This window comes from Nocardia sp. NPDC049935, from assembly GCF_055586645.1.
This window is the reverse complement of sequence record NZ_JBVJHV010000005.1, coordinates 415,958-430,264: the sequence shown is the minus strand read 5'-3', so window position 1 is coordinate 430,264 and position 14,307 is coordinate 415,958. Positions and strand designations below refer to the sequence as shown.

5 protein-coding genes are annotated in these 14,307 nt (G+C 70.3%); 4 read left to right on the top strand and 1 reads right to left on the bottom strand.

The window, feature by feature from the left end; translation table 11 throughout:
• Window positions 1–80: 80 nt before the first annotated feature.
• The gene (locus ACZ6SF_RS21650; RefSeq protein WP_466063950.1) at window positions 81–1,718 is read left to right on the top strand and encodes a long-chain fatty acid--CoA ligase; all 1,638 of its coding nucleotides are present in this window, start codon (window positions 81–83) and stop codon (window positions 1,716–1,718) included.
• Between the two features lie 52 nt (window positions 1,719–1,770).
• On the opposite strand, the gene ACZ6SF_RS21645 is transcribed toward ACZ6SF_RS21650, so the two are convergent.
• Entirely contained in the window at window positions 1,771–2,163 is a 393-nt protein-coding gene (locus tag ACZ6SF_RS21645; protein WP_449996264.1) for an SCO5389 family protein, read from the bottom strand.
• Between the two features lie 542 nt (window positions 2,164–2,705).
• Between ACZ6SF_RS21645 and ACZ6SF_RS21640 the strand changes: the two genes are divergently transcribed.
• The 3 genes from ACZ6SF_RS21640 (at window position 2,706) to ACZ6SF_RS21630 (ending at window position 14,257) form a co-directional block, all read left to right on the top strand.
• Complete coding sequence (locus tag ACZ6SF_RS21640) at window positions 2,706–3,530, top strand: M23 family metallopeptidase (RefSeq protein ID WP_466064086.1); 825 nt, start codon at window positions 2,706–2,708, stop codon at window positions 3,528–3,530.
• A 74-nt stretch (window positions 3,531–3,604) separates the two neighbouring features.
• A complete protein-coding gene (locus ACZ6SF_RS21635; RefSeq protein ID WP_466063949.1) occupies window positions 3,605–4,588 on the top strand; it encodes a LuxR C-terminal-related transcriptional regulator in 984 nt (327 codons plus the stop codon).
• A gap of 252 nt (window positions 4,589–4,840) precedes the next feature.
• On the top strand, window positions 4,841–14,257 hold the full coding sequence (locus tag ACZ6SF_RS21630; RefSeq protein ID WP_466063948.1) for an amino acid adenylation domain-containing protein: 9,417 nt from the start codon (window positions 4,841–4,843) through the stop codon (window positions 14,255–14,257).
• The last annotated feature ends 50 nt before the right edge of the window (window positions 14,258–14,307 follow it).

The following is a 14,307-nucleotide window of genomic DNA, read 5'->3' as shown; positions in this document are numbered from 1 at the left end:
TCACTTCTATGTCTCACCCGGAAGCGGGCCGGCTCACATCACCACCGTCCGCCACCCAGAGATAGTGAGGGGTTTTCCCGATGTTGAGCACGATGATGGACGACCAGTTGTCGCTGGCGAATCTGCTGCGCTACGCGTCCACATTCCTCGGTGATTCCACGGTGTCCACCTGGACCGGCGACGGCGTCCGCACCACCACCTATCGCGAGGTCGGCGCCGATTCGGCCCGGCTGGCCAACGCGCTGACCGATCTCGGCATCGGCGAGGGCGACCGGGTCGGCACCTTCATGTGGAACAACAACGAGCACTTCCTCGCCTATATCGCGATCCCGGCCATGGGCGCGGTGCTGCACGCGCTGAACATCCGCCTCTCGGCCGAACAGCTGATCTTCGTGGCCAACCATGCCGAAGACCAGGTGGTGCTGGTGGACGGGAGCCTGGTGCCGATGTTCGGTCAGTACCTGCCGCATCTGAAAACGGTCCGGCACGTGATCGTGGTCAACGGCGATGTGGCGGCGGTCGCGGCGCCGGAGGGCGTCACGGTGCACGATTACGCCGAACTGCTGGCGAAATACCCCGCCACCTACGACTTCCCGGTGCTCGACGAGCGGACGGCCGCGGCCATGTGCTACACCTCCGGCACCACCGGCGACCCGAAGGGGGTCGTCTATTCGCACCGGTCCAACTGGCTGCACGCCATGCAGGCGACCACCCCGTCCTCGATGGGAATCGGCAACGGCGACACCATGCTCGGGATCGTGCCGCTGTTCCACGCCAATGCCTGGGGGCTGCCCTACGCGGCGCTGATGTCGGGCGCGAATGTGCTGATGCCGGACCGCTTCCTGCAGCCGGCGCCGCTGCTGGAGATGATGGCCCAGGTGAAGCCGACGTTCGCGGCGGCGGTGCCGACGATCTGGGGCGGGGTGCTCGCGGCGCTCGACGCGGCGCCGCAGGACATCACGCATCTGCGCTCGGTGGTGGTGGGCGGTGCGGCCGCGCCGCCGGCGATGATGAAGGCGTTCGAGGAGAAGCACGGCGTGCAAGTGATCCACGCCTGGGGCATGACCGAGACCTCACCGCTGGGCAGTGTCGCGCAACCGCCGCACGGGGTGACCGGCGAGGAGGCGTGGGCGTACCGGGTCACTCAGGGGCGGTTCCCGGCCGGCGTGCAGGCCCGCCTCGTCGGTGACGACGGCTCGGTGGTGCCCAACGACGGGCAGGCGCTGGGCGAGGTCGAGGTGCGCGGCGCCTGGATCACCGGTTCCTACTACGCGCCCGACGGGGTGGAGGTGGATCCGGGCAAGTTCGACGACGGCTGGCTGCGCACCGGTGACGTCGGCAAGATCAGCGCGGACGGCTACCTCACGCTGGTGGACCGGTCCAAGGATGTGATCAAGTCGGGCGGGGAGTGGATCTCCTCGGTGGACCTGGAGAACGCGGTGATGGGGCATCCGGCGGTCGCCGAGGCGGCGGTGATCGGTATCCCGGACGAGAAATGGGACGAACGCCCGCTGGCGGCCATCGTGGCGGCCGAGGGGGCGACGGTGACTCCGGAGGAACTGCGCGAATTCCTCTCCGGGAAGTTCGCGAAATGGCAGCTGCCGGAGTACTGGACCTTCATCGCCGAGGTGCCCAAGACCAGTGTCGGCAAGTTCGACAAGAAGGTGCTGCGGGCGCGGCACGCCGACGGTGAGCTGGAGGTGACGACCGTTCGCTGACGGGCGGGGCGTTCCCCGGCGCGAATCCCTTCGCGCCGGGGAACGGACGCAGTCAGCAGTTACGCAGTTCCGGGCTCTGGTTGAGGAGCTGGTTCCGGGGGCTGATGAACCGGTTGTAGGTCTCGCCGCCGACGGCGGCCAGCGGGAACGCGGCCACGCGGTGGCAGTTCTGGAACGCCAGTTTCACGCCGAAATGCCGTTCCAGGCCGCCGCGGATGGCATCGGAGGCCAGGGCCCGCAGCAGCTGACCGCGGGCGGTCTCGTCCGGCGGTTCGGTCTCGTTGTCGGCGAATTCGGCGGTGCCGGAACCCAGTTCGCCGGCGACGCGGCTCACGACCTCCCATGCGTAGGGCAGCGAGGTGCGGACGCATTCGACGAATTCGGCGTCGTCGATCTCGCCGCGCTCGGCGCGTTCCAGTAAAGCGGTGGGGACATCTAGGGACACGGTGACCTCCTGGGTGCACTGGGTCTGTGACTGGTGGTGCGGAACTCCGCGGCAGATCTGCCCGGCCGAGTCTAATCGAAATTGGTTGTCAATAGCAGTGAATCGGCGGCGAAAGTTGTTCGAGGGTCATGTTTTTCGTGGTAGCGGAGCTATTGCCCGTGATTCGCGGGTGGTGCCCGGGGGTGGTGTGACACCCGCCGTGTGGGTTCGGGGTGCGCCACGGGGGCGGGGTTGCTGCCCCGTTCCCGGGGTGGGTGGCGGCGCTGTCCAGGGGTGTGGAAATATCACGGAAAATGGGGCGATCGTAACCGTTTCACATTCGTTTCCGCCGCTCTGACCAGCTTGTTTTTCGGAAAGGTTGCGATATGGTCACGGGGCGGTAGAGTTACCGTCACAGCGGATGCCGAAACGTTACGTTCACCAGAAGTCGGAGCAATTGCCGAAGTAGCTGGGGTCGTACACGGCATTCGTGATCATGTTGACCGGATAGCGAGGACGGACCTTTGGCGCATCATCGACTAGGCCCAAGCTCTATCACCGTGATGAGCCTGATCGGCGACGAAGTCACCGCCCGTCCGCGTCGCCACCGAGCCGATGCCACCAAGGGAGAAAAGGTTCGTGCCGCCGCCGGCGCCGCTGTCGCGGCCGGTGCGCTGATCGGCACCGCCTCCCAGCTCGCTCCCGCGCTCGCCTACGCCGCGCCGCTGCTGCCCGGCGGCGGGCACGACGACACCCTCGAAGCCGAATCGGTCGCCCCGGCGCCCGAGCAGGCCGCACCGGTCGCCGCGAAGATGGCCGCGCCCGCCCCCACCGCGGATCCCGCGCCGGTGCGGGCCGCGCCGATCGCGGCCCCGGCGCCGGTGTCCGCGCCGTTCGGTCTGCAGAACCTGCCGCCCGAGGTCGCCGCCCCGCTCGCACACGCCGAACAGCAGTTGCATCAGCTGCAGCAGCAGTTCGCGCCCGCCACCGTAGTGCGCCCGGTGGCCGGCGCCATCAGCTCGCAGTACGGCAGCCGCTGGGGCTCGATGCACTACGGCCTCGATTTCGCCGACGCGCTCGGCGCGCCCATCAAATCGATCGCGGACGGCACCGTGATCGAGGCCGGGCCCGCGTCCGGTTTCGGTATGTGGGTCCGGGTGCTGCACGACGACGGCACCACCGGTGTCTACGGCCATGTCAACGATATGTATGTCACGCAGGGGCAGCGGGTGAAGGCCGGCGATGTGATCGCCACGGTCGGCAACCGCGGCAACTCCACCGGCCCGCATCTGCATCTGGAGATCTGGGACCAGGGTGGCAACAAGATCGATCCGATGAACTGGATGGTTTCCAAGGGGGTGCCGCTGGAGTGGGGTCCCTCGCACTGAGCTCGACGAGCTCCCTCGAACGTCCGATACTTGCCACCCCCACGGGGTTGCAGGCAGAACTGCGAACTCCCGGCGTGACCGAACTGGCCGAAATCTTCGAACCCGACTCGATCCACGGTCGCGTCTACGCGACCCTGGTGCATCGGCCCAGGTCGGCACTCGTGGAGATCGCCCGGCACACCGGGCTGCCGGAAACCGATACCGAAACCGCGTTGGCCGAGCTGTGTGGCCTGCGGGCCGCGGTCCGGATCACCGATCCCGACGGGACCGCCCGCTGGGACGCGCACGCACCGGAATCGCTGTCCGAGGCCGAGGCCCGGCGGCGGCGTCAGCAGATCAGCACCATGCACGCCGCGGCGGCCCGGCTGAGCGAGACCTTCCGCTCGGTGCGGCGCTCGCAGGGCTGGAACGGCGTGGTGGTACCCGTTTTCGAACGGGCCGAACTGCTCGCCGATTTCGAGGCGCTGCATGCCAATGCCGGCGAATCCGTGAAAATGGTCGACCGCAGTCCGCATCTGAGCGATCCCGAACGCGACAGCCGGATCTCCGAGCTGAAGCAGGCCCGGATGGCCGAGGGCGTCCGATACCGGATCCTCTACCAGGACACGATCTACCAGGACGCGGACCGGCTGCGCCACACCCTGGCCACCAACGCGCGCGGAGCCCAGGCCCGGACACTGCCCGATCCGCCGTTCAAACTCATCATCGCCGACGACGAACGCGCCAGCCTCGTCCTGCACACCGACGAACGCCGGCCGGATCCGATGGCCCTGCGGATCAGCGGTTCGCCGCTGCTGGACATGCTGACGCGCAGCTTCGACGTGCTGTGGACCCTGTCCGCACCGATCTCGGTGCGGCCCGCGGCCGATGAACTCGACGAACGCGACCGGGCGATCCTCACCATGATGAGCATGGGCGCGACCGACGATACGATCGCGCGCCGGCTCGGGATGTCGCGGCGTACGGTGGTCCGGCGCACCGCGCGCCTGCTCGAACGCCTCGGCGCCAGCACTCGGTTCCAGGCCGGGGTACAGGCGATTCGCCGCGGCTGGTTGTGACCTGATTCACCGGTAGCGGCCGGTTTGCAACACCGGGCGACGCGGCGACGATGTAGCACGCGGAAACGATTCGGCGGGCGCGTGCCGGGATAGGCAGACAGCGTCCGCCGGTTTCGTTCCCCGGGCGGCCACACCGGGCGCTCCCGATATGATGGCCAGACCGCGCCGGCCCCTGTCGAGATGCCCCTCCGTCATACGGGCACGCAGGGGTGGCCGGGGTCCTGGCTCGACGCGAGAGGTGATTGCACTCGAATGGAAACTGCCCGTCGTTCTTCGCGTGGTAGCCGTCGGCGCCGCTCGGGCAGCCCGCTCTTCGGACAGCTGCTGACCGCCGCGGTCGAATCCGCCGCCTCCGAGGTGGCGATCCGCTACAACCCGACGGGTGAACCCGCCGATCAGCGGGAAATGACCTACCAGCAGCTCGACGAGGCGTCATCGCAGCTCGCGCGCGACCTCATCGAACGCGGTATCGGTCCCGGCGATGTGGTGGCGATCGGTATCGCGCGCAGCCTGGAATCGGTGCTGGCCGTCTGGGCCATCGCGAAAACGGGCGCGGCCTACGTCCCCATCGATCCGAGCTATCCCGCCGACCGGATCGACCATATGGCCACCGACTCCGGCGCCGTCCTGGGTCTCACCACCTCGAAACACCGGTCCGCCCTCGGCCGGTCCCTGTACTGGGTCGAACTCGACGATCCGGTGCAGGCCGAACGGATCGCGCAGCGGCCGAGTCACCCCATCTCCTATGCCGACCGGGTGCGCCTGCTCGACGAACGTCATCCGGCCTATGTGATCTACACCTCCGGGTCCACCGGTAAGCCCAAGGGCGTGCTGGTCTCGCACAGCGGCCTGGCGCTGGTGGTCGCGGCGGCCAACGAGCACTACGGGATCACCAGCGATTCCCGGGTGACCCATCTGTGCTCCCCGAACTTCGATGTCTCGGTCCTGGAGCTGCTGCTCACCTTCACCAGCGGCGCGACCCTGGTGATCGTGCCCGCCGGAGTGCTGGGCGGGCAGGAAGTGGCCGATCTGGCCCGCCGCGAGCGGGTCACCCATATGATCTCCACCCCCGCGGCCCTGGAATCGGTGGACCCGACCGGGCTCACCGATCTCACGATGGTCGTCGCGGTGGGCGATAAGTTCGGGCCCGAACTCGTCGGCCGCTGGTCGCGGGAACACGCGTTCGTCAATTCCTACGGCCCCACCGAGGCCACCATCCTCGCGACCAGCACCGGCGTGATGGATCCGGACGAGACCATCACCATCGGCACCCCGCTGAGCGGGTTCGCGGTCTTCGTACTCGACGCGCGGTTGCGCCCGGTGCCCTCCGGCGTGGTCGGCGAACTGTACCTGGCGGGTCCGCCGCTGGCGCACGGCTATCTGAACCGCCCCTCGCTCACCGCGGAACGTTTCGTCGCCGGGCCGTTCGGCGCCGACCTCGGGGCGCCGGGTACCCGGATGTATCGCACCGGCGATCTGGTGCGCCGGATCGACACCCCGCACGGGGAGCACATCGAATACCTCGGCCGCACCGATTTCCAGGTGAAGGTGCGTGGATTCCGGATCGAGCTGGGTGAGATCGACAACGCGCTCACCCGCCATCCCGGTCTCGACTACGCGGTGACCATGGGCAAGACGCTGCCGTCGGGGTCGACGGCGCTGGTCTCCTATGTGCTGCCGCGGCGGGGCGCCACGGTCGGCGGCGAGGAGTTGTCGGCGTTCCTCGCCGAATCGCTGCCCTCCTATATGATCCCGGCCGCGTTCGTGGTGCTCGACGAGATCCCGCTGACCCCGGTCGGCAAACTCGACCGCGCGGCGCTGCCGGAACCGGTCTTCGAATCGAGTGGTTCCCGGGCGCCGGCCGGTGAGCTCGAAACCCGCCTGGCCACCCTGTTCGCCGAGGTACTCGGGCTGGAGGAGGTCGGCGCGGACGATCCCTTCTTCGCGCTCGGCGGCGACAGTATCCTGTCCATCCAGCTGGTATCGCGGGCCCGGAACGCGGGAATCCTGTTCACCCCCCAGGATGTGTTCGAGCATCGGACGGTCGCCGAACTCGCGAAGGTCGCGGTATCCGGCGACGCCTCCGCGGTGCAGCGGCTCGCCGAACTCCCCGGCGGCGGTCTCGGCGAGGTGCCGCTGACCCCGATCCTCGCCCAATACCTGGGCGAGGGGGTTCATCCCGGATTCGCGCAGAGTATGGCGCTGGCACTGCCCGACGGTATCGATCGCGCCGGCCTGGCCGCGACGCTGGGCGCGGTGATGGACCGCCACGATATGTTGCGTGCGCGACTGGTCGCCGAGGACGGGCGGTACCGGCTCGAGGTGCCCGAATCGCAGCCGACGGCGGCGGGCGCGCTGGTCTCCGAGGTGGAGGTGCCCGCGGGCAGCGGTGCCGCCGAGGTGACCGAACTGGCCGGCGCAGCGATGAGTTCGACCGTGGCGCAACTGGATCCGCTGGGCGGCCGGATGGTCGCCGTGACCTGGCTGCGCCGGCCGGACGCGCGCGACGCGCTGCTCATCGCCGTGCACCACTATGTGGTGGACGGGGTGTCGTGGCGCATCCTCATCTCCGATCTGGTGCTGGCGTGGGCGCAGGTGTCGCAGGGGCTGCGCACCGAACTGCCCGCTGTCGGCACCTCGTTCCGGCGCTGGGCGCACGGTCTGGTGGAGGCAGCCGCCGATGCCGAGCGTGCCGGTGAGCTTCCCTACTGGCGCAAGGTGCTCGCCACCCCCGATCCGCTGATCGGCTCCCGCCCGCTGGATCCGGCCGTCGACACCTACGCGACCGTGCGCCGGTTCGCGGTGGAGGTGCCGGCCGATATCGCCGGAACGGTGCTCACCGAGGTTCCCGGGCTGTACCGGACCGGCGTCAACGACCCGCTGCTGGCGGCACTGGCACTGGCGGTGCGCAACTGGCGCATCCGGCGCGGCGTGGACAGCGCGGTCACCCGGATCCGCCTGGAAGGGCACGGCCGGGAGGAATCCGTGCTGCCGGGGTCCGATATCACCCGCACTGTCGGCTGGTTCACCACCGCGTATCCGGTGGCGCTGGACCTCTCCGATATCGATCCGCGGGCGGCGCTGGCAGGCGGTAAATCGACCGCCGCGCTGTTGCGTTCGGTGAAGGAACAGCTGGTGGCGGTGCCGGAACGCGGTATCGGCTTCGGACTGCTGCGCGGGCTCGCGCCGGAAACCGGCGACGATCTCGGGGCCGGAGCGGTCGCGCAGATCGGCTTCAACTACCTGGGCCGGGTCTCCGCCGGCGATGTTCCCGCGGGAATCGACGATACGGCCTGGCTGCCCACCGGTGACCTGGGTGAATTCGAGGCCGAATTCGATCGCGGCATGCCGGCGGGCATGGTGATCGATATCAACGCCATCGCCGCGGCCGGGGGCGGGATCAGCGTCTCCTTCGCCTACGCCGCCGATCTGCTCGACGAGCCCGCGGTCCGCGATCTGGCCGACGAATGGCTCGCCGCCGTCACCGCGATCGCCCGCCACACCCAGGACCCGGAAGCGGGTGGTCTGACCCCGTCCGATCTGCCGCTGGTGCGGGTCGGGCAGGGGGAACTCGACACGTGGCGCGCCGCCTATCCCGGTCTGGCCGAGGTACTGCCGCTGTCGCCGCTGGGCGCCGGGCTGTTCTTCCACTCCCAGCTCACCGTCGGTGGCCCCGACGACTACGTGATGCTGTTCGCCATCGAACTCGGCGGCGCCGTCGACCTGGAGCGGTTGCATACCGCCGCGCAGGGGCTGGTGGACCGGCATCCGGTACTGCGCACCGCGTTCGTGACCGCCGCCGACGGCAGTCCGGTGCAACTGGTCACCGAGCACGCCGAGGTGCCGTGGCGGGTGGTCGACAATGTCGGCGACTACGAGATGCCCGAACTGCTGGAGGCCGAGCGGCTCACCCGGTTCGAGATCGGGACCGCGCCGCTGCTGCGGATCACAGTGTTCCGCACGGTGTCCGGGCGTACCCATTTCGCGCTGGCCGCCCATCACCTGCTGTTCGACGGCTGGTCGATGCCGATCCTGCTGAAGGATCTGCTCACGATCTACGCGCTGCGCGGCGACAGTTCGGCGTTGCCGCCGGCGCCCGCCTATCGCGGTTACCTCACCTGGCTGGCCCGCCAGGACGCCGAGGCCACCCGGCACCGCTGGTCGGAAGTTCTGGTGGGCGCCCGGCCGACCGAACTCGCCGCGGTCCTCGCCGCCCCGGCCGAACCGGAAACCGGTGTCGGGGAACTCGATCTCGCGCTGAGCGAGACCGAGACGGCCGCGATGACCGCTTACGCCGCGGAGGCCGGGGTCACGGTGAACACCGTGGTCCAGGCGCTGTGGGCGCTGCTGCTGGCCAGTCTCACCGCCCGCGAGGACATCGTCTTCGGCGCGGTGGTCTCGGGCCGGCCGCCGGAGCTGAGCGGGGTCGACGAGATCGCCGGCCTGTTCACCAACACCATCCCGGTGCGGGTGCGTTTCGAGCCCGGGTGGACGGTGCGGGATCTGCTCACCCGTATCCAGTCCGAACAGGCCACCCTGCTCGAACACCACTATCTCGGGCTCGCCGATATCTCCCCGGGGACCGCCGGGCTGTTCGACACGCTGCTGGCGTACGAGTCCTATCCGGTGGACGCGGAAGGTCTGCGGGCCGCGGGCGGCGGTATCGACGGCCTGGAGATCCTGGATCTCACCTCCCAGACGTTCACCCACTACCCGGTGACCCTGGTGGTGGAAGCGGCCGACCGGCTCCTGCTGCGGCTGTGGTACCGGCGCGATACCGTCGCCGAAACCGCGGCCCAGGCGCTCAGCGCCCTGCTGCACGCGCTGGTGGGTCAGCTGCTCGCGGTGCCCGCGGAAGCGATGGCACTGCCGGCGCCCGATTGGTGGCGCGCCCCCGGCGCCCTCGGCGGGCACGGTGAACTGCCCGCCGACCGGCCGCGTCCGGCCGCGCCGTCGCGGCGCAGCGGACAGGTGTCGCGGGAACTGGACGCCGGCCTGCTCGACGCGCTGAACGCCGTGGCCCAGGAGCGGGCCACCAACGCGTTCACCGTGGTCCAGGCCGGTCTGGCGACACTGCTCGCCCGCCTCTCCGGCGCCCGCGATATCGCCGTGGGCGCGTTCACCGCGCACGATTCCGCGGCCGGCCTGGCCGTTCTGCACACCGAGGTGGATCCGGCGCTGAGTTTCGACGCGCTGCTGACCTCGGCGCGGGAAGCGCGTGGCGCGGCGCTGGGCACCATGGGGCGCGGCGGCGAACGGCTCGGGTCGCTGATCGACACCGTGCGCACCGTCGCCGGGCATCCGCCCTTCCAGGTCCTGCTGGCCGCCGACGAGGAGCCCGGCGATCTGCCCGGCACCCTGGACCTGCGGGTCGACCTGATCGATACCGGCGCCGGCGCGACCCTGACCTTCACCTATGCCCGCGATCTGTACGACGCGGCGACCGTGGGCGATCACGCCGACCGGCTGCTTCGGGTCCTGGCGGCGGTGGCCGCCGACCCCGGGACCACCGTCGGCGATATCGACCTGCTGGCCCCCGGCGAGCGCGAACTCGTACTGCGGGAATGGAACAGCGCCGGGGCCTCGGTCCCGCCGGTGACGCTCGTCGACCTGATCGAGGCCCAGGCCCGGTTGCGGCCGCGGGCGCGAGCGGTGCGCTTCGGCGACACCACCGTCACGTTCGAGGAGTTGCTGGCGCGTTCGGCGCGGGTGGCGCGCGGGCTGATCGAGGCCGGCGCGGGCCCGGAAACCCTGGTGGCGGTGGCGATGCCGCGTACCGAGGAACTGCCGGTCGCGCTGCTGGGTGTGCTGCTCGCCGGGGCCGGGTACCTGCCGATCGATACGACCTACCCGAGGGCCCGGCTGGAATTCATTCTCTCCGACGCCCGCCCGGCCGCGATCCTCACCACGGGGTCCGAGCTGGACGCGGTCCCCGCCGGGGAGACCCCGGTGGTGCTCATCGAGGACACCGCCCACCATTCCCCGGCCCCGGTGGCCGATTCGGATCGGCGGGCGCCGCTGCGTCCGGGCAACCTGGCGTATGTCATCTACACCTCGGGGTCCACCGGAGTCCCGAAGGGTGTCGGCGTCGCGCACCGCAATGTGGTGGAGCTGTTCGCCAACACCCAGTTGCTGTTCGAATTCGACGACGCCGACGTCTGGACGCTGTTCCACTCCTTCGCCTTCGACTTCTCGGTGTGGGAACTGTGGTGCGCGCTGGCCAGCGGCGGCTCGGTGGTGGTGGTCGACTACCTGACCTCCCGTTCGCCGGAACAGTTCCGGGAGTTGCTGGTCCGCGAACAGGTGACGGTGCTCAACCAGACGCCGTCGGCGTTCTATCAGCTCGCCGAGGCCGACCGGGTCGCGGGCGCCGGAGACGCGGCCGGCGCGCTGGCGCTGCGCTATATCGTATTCGGCGGCGAGGCGCTGGACCTGCGCCAGCTGCGGCGCTGGTACGAGCGGCACGGCGGACCCGCGGCGGGCGGCACCGAATCCCCGTGGCTGGTCAATATGTACGGCATCACCGAGACCACGGTGCACGTCTCGTTCCTGGCGCTCGACGATCAGCTCATCGACAACCCGGCCAGCGTGATCGGGCGGGCGCTGCCCGGCCTGGACGCCTTCGTCCTGGACGACCGGTTGCATCCGGCGCCCGTGGGGGTGCCGGGGGAGATCTATGTCGCCGGTGACCAGCTCACCCGCGGCTACCTGGATCGCCCGGGCCTGACCGCGACCCGTTTCGTGGCGAACCCGTTCGGCGAGCCCGGTTCCCGGATGTACCGGTCCGGCGATATCGGGCGCTGGGCCGCGTTCGGCGGCCGGGCCAATCTGGAGTACGCCGGTCGCGGCGACGCGCAGGTGCAGTTGCGCGGGTTCCGGATCGAACTCGGCGAGATCGAAGCGGCACTGCTGCGCTGCCCGGGCGTGGGCCAGGCGGTCGCGCTGGTGCGCGGTGACGGCGACGCCGGGGACCGGCTTCTCGGTTATGTGGTGCCCGCCGCCGATCAGGAAGACGCGCCGGATCCGGCCCGGTTGCGCGAACAGGTCGCGGAATTCCTCACCGACTACATGGTTCCCGACGCGGTGCTGGTGCTGGACGCCCTGCCGCTGACCCCCAACGGAAAACTCGATCGCGCGGCGCTGCCTGATTCCGCGGTCGTGAGCCAGGTGCCCTACACCGCGCCCGCGGGCCGGGTGGAAACGGTGGTGGCCGAGGTCTTCGCCGATCTGCTCGGCGCCGAACGGGTCGGCGCGGACGACGATTTCTTCGCCCTCGGCGGTAACTCCCTGCTGGCGACCCGGGCGGTGGCGCGGATCAACGAAGCGCTGTCGGCCGATATCGCGGTGCGGGCACTGTTCGAGACGCCGACCGTCGCGGCGCTGGCCGCCGCGGTGGTGCCCGGCGAGGGCCCGGCGACCCCGCGGCCCGTACTGGACCGGGTGGACCGGCCGGAACGGATCCCGCTCTCCCTGGCCCAGCACCGCATGTGGCTGCTGAACCAGTTCGACCAGGAGTCGGCCGCCTACAACATCCCGCTGGCCATCGGACTCACCGGGGCACTGGATATTTCGGCGCTGCGCTACGCCATGTCGGATGTGCTGGAACGGCACGAATCGCTGCGCACGCGCTACCCGGTGGGTCCGGACGGGCTGCCCTATCAGGAGATCCTGCCGGTCGCCCAGGTGCTGCGCGGCGGTCTCGAGGTCACCGAAACCGACGACGCGCTGAGCCGGATCGGCGAACTGCTGGGGTCCGGATTCGATGTCACCGCCCAGGCACCGATCCGCGGCCTGCTGCTCACCACCGGCGAGGACGAGCATGTGGTCGCGCTGGTGGTGCACCATATCGCCGCCGACGGCGCCTCGCTGGCACCGCTGGCACGCGATCTGATGACCGCGTACCTGGCGCGGGTCAGCGGTGAATCGCCGCGCTGGGCGCCCCTGCCGGTGCAGTACGCGGACTACGCGATCTGGCAGCGCGCGGTGGTCGGCGACGACGCCGACGAGAACTCCGTCGCCGCCCGGCAGCTGGACTACTGGCGCGGACAGCTGCGGGGGTTGTCCGGGGAACTGGAACTGCCGCTGGACCGGCCCCGCCCGGCGCTGCCGTCCATGCGGGGCGGCGCCGTCGGGTTCGCGGTCGACGCCGGTGTGCACCGGTCGCTGGACCAGCTGGCCCGCGATCGCGGCGCCACCCTGTTCATGGTGATGCACGCCGCGGTGAGTGTGCTGCTGCACCGGCTCACCGGGTCCGACGATATCGCCGTCGGCACGCCGATCGCGGGGCGCGGCGAGCGTGCGGTGGACAACCTGGTGGGCATGTTCGTCAACACCCTCGCCCTGCGTACCCGGGTGCGGCCGACGCTCACCTTCACCGAACTGCTCGACGCCGCCCGGGAAACGGATCTGTCCGCGTTCGCCAACGCCGATATCCCGTTCGAACGGGTGGTGGAGGTGGTGGCGCCGGGCCGGGCCACCGCGCACAACCCGCTGTTCGGCGTGGTCCTGTCGTTCCAGAACAACGAGCAGGCCACGCTGAAGCTGCCGGGGCTCACGGTGCGCGGGCTGGGGCAGGGCACCCTCGCGGCCAAATTCGATCTGCAGATCGATATCGACCCGGGCCGCGAAGCCGACGGCACCCCCGGCGAACTGCAGGCCGCGCTGACCTACGCCACCGATCTGTTCGACGAGGAGACGGCCCGCTCGTTCGGGCGCCGGCTGGAACGCATCCTCGCCGCGGTCGCCGCGGATCCGCGGATGCCGGTGGGCGATATCGATATCCTCGACGAAGCCGAACGGCAGCGGCCCGCCGCGACCGCGGAACCGGCCGCTCCGGCCGCCACCGCGGGTACCGCGCTCGCGCAGACACTGAGCGCGTCGGTGGAGGACGATCCCGACGGTCCGGCGGTGGTGTGGGGTGAGGAACTGCTCACCTACCAGGAACTGGATGCCAGGTCCTCGCGGCTGGCCCGGGTGCTGATCGCCCGGGGCTGCGGTCCCGGCACCGGGGTGGTGACCGCGCTGCCGCGCGGTACCGACGCGGTGATCGCCACCTGGGCCGTGCTCAAGGCGGGCGCGGCGCTGGTTCCGGCGGATGCCGTGGATACCGAGGCGGTGGCCGATCTGGTGGTGGAGACCGGGATGGCCGCCGGACCCGCGCCCGCGGTGCCGGGAGTGAAATGGCTGGTCCTCGACGATCCGGCGGTGGCCGCCGAAATCGCCGCGGAATCGCCGCGCCCGGTGACCTACGCGCACCGGGTGCGTCCGCTGCGTGGCACCGACCCGGTCGCGGTGGACGCCGCCGGATGGCGGGCCGGCTACGACCAGCTGGCGGCGGCCGTCGCCCAGGTGCACGCGGCCGCGGACCTCAGCTACGAATCCCGGACCTATCGCTACGGTCGCGGTGACGATCCGGCCGCGGTGCTCGAGATCGTGGCGGCGGGCGCGGCGGGCGCCTCGGTGGTGCTGACCCCGGGCGAGCCGGGGACCACCACACCCGCCGGTGAATGGGTGACCCATCTGTGGACCGGCGGTGCGGGACTGCGCGCGCTCGACCCGGACGCGCTGGAGGATCTCACCGCGCTGATCCTGGACGAGGACGAGAACCCCGGTGGGGCGTGGTCCGGGATCGAGACCGTGCTGGCTCTGCCCGCACTGCTGGGCCGATAGCGGTCCGGGGCGGCCGGTAACGGCCGTCCGGGACCGGACCGATGCAATGA